At 31.3% G+C, this 1849-nt stretch carries 1 protein-coding gene; it reads left to right on the forward strand.

Annotation, left to right across the window (positions count from 1 at the left end; genetic code table 11):
- The first annotated feature begins 66 nt into the window (after window positions 1–66).
- Window positions 67–1791, forward strand: a complete 1725-nt coding sequence (locus tag LX69_RS17375) for a hypothetical protein (RefSeq protein ID WP_111447290.1) — start codon at window positions 67–69, stop codon at window positions 1789–1791.
- Window positions 1792–1849: the final 58 nt, after the last annotated feature.

Genomic DNA, 1849 nt, shown 5'->3' on the forward strand with positions numbered 1-1849 from the left:
ATTACAAAAGCAAATAGAGCAAAAGAGCCTATTTTGAGGTGAAAAAAGGTGTTTTTTTAATGAATTTTGGATGGAAAGCTGCAAGATGGGTTAGATAAATGTAAAGAAGAATTACAACGTCTGAATGATGAGTTAACTGAATTGCGAAGCAAAGAAGACACCCTGAAACAAGAAGAACGAGCGATATCCATTTCTATTGAAAAAGACGAAGTTGGCAGTAAAATCAAGGACTTGGAAAAGGAAATTAAGCAGCTTGAGACAAGTAAAACATTGCGAAGCAAAAAACTTGACGATTACAATAAAATAGCTCAAGGTGTTGACTTGCAAACAAATCCCAATGAAGATACCTTTATTGCAAACCGGGAAAAAGCAAAGCAATTAAAACAAAACACTCAACAAAAAATTGATGATGAAAGTGAAAATCTTCGTGCATTGAAAAACAAAGATGACGAATTAACAAAATCAACGGAGGAATTAGTAAGCACTATTCAAACTCTTCAAAAAAACAAAAATAATATCGCTGGACGAGAAGCGGAGATACGAGATGAGATTATTGCACAAATTGGAGCAAGCAAAGAAGAAATCCCGTTTATTGGAGAACTCATCAAAGTAAAAGAAGATGAAGTGAATTGGGAGTCTTCCATCGAAAAAGTGCTTCACAATTTTGCTCTGCGATTGATTGTTCCGCCAAAATATTACTCCAAAGTAAACGAATATGTAAACAGCAATAATTTGAGAGGTAGAATTCGGTATGATAAGTATGAAGAAAACTATCTCAAAAATTTTCAGAACAAAAACATAACCGATAAATCTATAATAAATAAAATTGAAATTAAGCCAAAAACACAATATTATGAATGGATTGAAGATTATTTACAGAATCAATTTGATTTTGTTTGCGTAGATAATCTTACCGAATTTGAGCGTTATTCGGAAATGGCAATAACCCAAAGCGGACTGATAAAATTCAAAAAAGGGAAGCACGAAAAGGATGACCGTCCACATATCACGAAAAAAGAAAACTATGTTCTAGGCTGGGATAACAAAGAAAAAATTTCTGCTCTAAAGAAAGAATTAGTCAATCTGCAAAACCAGCAAACCGATAATAGAAAAGCTATTACAAGTAAAAATAGTGAAATAAAAAATTTAGGAATATTTAGCGACGAATGCCATAATCTATTTTCAAAATTTGATAAATACGATGATATAAATTGGCAAATTTATGCCCAAGATATTCTTGAAAAAGAAAAACAGAAAACTGATTTAGAGAAAACCAACGACCGGGTAAAGAAATTGCAAGAACATCTGAGCAAGGTTCAAGCGAATTTAAAACAAGTTTCGGATGTAGATATTTTCAATAAAAGTCAAGAGATTTTTACTAAGGAAAAGGATATTGAAATTATTGAAGGAGAAATTGAAGGAAGTGAAAAGACAATTCAGATTACAGGTATTACTGACATTGATGAGTTTGAAAATACCAATCGTGAAATTTTAAATGTTGAGTTTTCCAATATCAAGATAACACAATCTAATTTTCAAAAAGAATTATCAAGAAGAGAAACTGACCTTAAAAATCTAAAACAACAAAACGAAAGGGAAGTAATAATTAAAATAAACACCTTTAAACAACCCTCAGAAGAAATCACAAACAAATTTAAAGATTGGCGTTCTGATGTGAATTCATTGCCTGATTCTACCAATTTAGACTTAATCAGTGAATATCAAAGATTTTTAGAAAGATTAGAAAAAGACAATCGAGACTATTCATGGAACTGTGTCTGCAATATATAAATATTAATTTTGCAGACAATGAAAGACAAACCAGATTTCAGTTACGAAGACTTTGAAC

Origin of the sequence: Breznakibacter xylanolyticus, from assembly GCF_003254275.1 — a bacterium.
Classification (GTDB): Bacteria; Bacteroidota; Bacteroidia; order Bacteroidales; family Marinilabiliaceae; genus Breznakibacter; species Breznakibacter xylanolyticus.